Source organism: Zooshikella harenae, from assembly GCF_018837975.1.
GTDB classification, from domain to species: Bacteria; Pseudomonadota; Gammaproteobacteria; order Pseudomonadales; family Zooshikellaceae; genus Zooshikella; species Zooshikella harenae.
Genome location: NZ_JAGSOY010000217.1, coordinates 1 through 1840 on the forward strand (window position 1 = coordinate 1; position 1840 = coordinate 1840).

Below are 1840 nucleotides of genomic sequence, written 5' to 3' on the forward strand. Positions count from 1 at the left end.
AACTATACGCTAATTTCCTTAAGTTAATGACATTGGTCTGCAGGGTGGTTAATAGCATCATTAGTTGTTACTTGTTTTATTTCAAATGGGTTGACACCTTCTAGGCAGCCTACGTTGTATCTATATTGCTCAGGGTTTGATCGACGTTGATGATGAGTATAAATACCACAGTTAGAGCAGAAATTATGTTTGGCTGTTTTTGTATTAAATTGATATAGCGTTAGCTTATCTTGACCTCTTATTATTTTTATGCCTGAAAGTGGAGCAGAAGCAACTATTGCGCCTTTTCTACGACATATAGAGCAATCACAGCGTCGTGGATCAATAATACCATTGGGTAGACTCAGTTCTAACACCACTCCCCACTGCACTACAATGACAAGAAGCTTTGTGTGACTGTATTACCAACCATTTTAATCATTTATTTTAAGGCCATATAATTTTTATAGCAATAAATCATAGTGCGTATAAAGCATTAAGTAAACATGTTGCGTTTATTGGGGTAGATATCGACTAATGAAAAAAAATCCCAATCACTTTGATAAAGTGTATTTTTAGAGGTGCGCTGAAGTATATATTTTTAAGGTCGTTATAAAACCAATATAGTGTTTTGTGATAGGCACAAAGAAAATTAAAAATAAAATATTCACAGCTAAGTTTTAGTATTTTTACACAAAAAAAGAAATTACTAATTTTTATTTATTGTGAAGGATTAAAGAGTAAGTAGTAATTTGCTTTAATTCTTTATTAGTCTGTTATTATTGATAAGTGTTTAATGTAACCATTTATCTAAATTTTTATATATGTTTGGCGGTTTCCATAATTTATCAACTATACCCTACTTAAAATAAAAACGTTTACTTGAATGGATGATAATTATGAAAAAAATAAGCCTTTCGGTAGTTGCTTTATTAGTAACAATAAATGCCAATGCCCATCCTGGTGGGCTAGATGCAAAGGGAGGGCATATGGATACATCGACAGGGGTGTATCATTGTCACAGAGAACCCTGTTTTAGTTTAATGGTAAAGCAGTATGATAGAAAAAATTGGCCTCATTGGATCGATGCAGATAGAGATTGTCAAAACACCAGAAATGAGATTCTTTTGCGTGATGCAGAAAATGCTGGTTTGTCTGCTAAAGGTTGTAAAGTGACATACGGTGTTTGGCGGTGTCCCTATACAGGTTTAGTATTCACTAATCCAAGAGATTTAGATATTGATCATATCGTACCACTTAAAGAAGCTTTTCGAAGCGGTGCGAGTGTATGGAGTAAAGAGCAGAAAAGATCATTTGCAAATGATTTTGAAAATTTATTAGCGGTAGAAAACTCGGCTAACAGAAAAAAAGGAGATAAAGATCCGGCAAATTGGATGCCTTCAAAATGGGATTATCAATGTGATTATGTTAAGCAGTGGAAGTATATAAAACAAAAGTATCAGTTAACGATGGATGATGAAGAGGCTAAAAGTATTAGTGTAATTGAACAACGTTGTTTAAATTAAAAAATATTACATGATTTAAATTTTACTACATTATTACCTTTTGGTAATGGATTTAAAAAAAGTTGTCACTCTGGACGGGGGAGATAGCTTTACTGTATTGCTTGAGTAGTATATAAACTTAAATATTTATAAATTAGCCACCATTTTACCGACTAAGTGGTATATTTAACGCAGCTTAATTTGAAGTAGATTTACTAACCCTGAAAAGTGATAGACAATAAAAGCGATTTAAAGTCTTTGTACTGATGCACGATGCTAGGAACAACGGATATAACCCTACTTCAGGGAAAGTATAAATATCCTATGACTCGATTCCGAAGTTTTTTTAGGTTGAC

At 32.9% G+C, this 1840-nt stretch carries 2 protein-coding genes; one reads left to right on the forward strand and one right to left on the reverse strand.

The window, feature by feature from the left end; genetic code table 11:
• Positions 1–23 precede the first annotated feature (23 nt).
• A complete protein-coding gene (locus KCG35_RS25025) occupies positions 24–356 on the reverse strand; it encodes a GFA family protein (RefSeq protein ID WP_309227495.1) in 333 nt (110 codons plus the stop codon).
• 522 nt (positions 357–878) lie between these two features.
• Here KCG35_RS25025 and KCG35_RS25030 point away from each other — a divergent pair.
• The gene (locus KCG35_RS25030; RefSeq protein ID WP_215822573.1) at positions 879–1505 is read left to right on the forward strand and encodes an HNH endonuclease; all 627 of its coding nucleotides are present in this window, start codon (positions 879–881) and stop codon (positions 1503–1505) included.
• Positions 1506–1840: the final 335 nt, after the last annotated feature.

Bases quoted from the DNA above. Each gene is read 5' to 3' on its own strand.
- KCG35_RS25030 (WP_215822573.1), top strand. From the start codon at position 879: ATGAAAAAAATAAGCCTTTCGGTAGTTGCTTTATTAGTAACAATAAAT.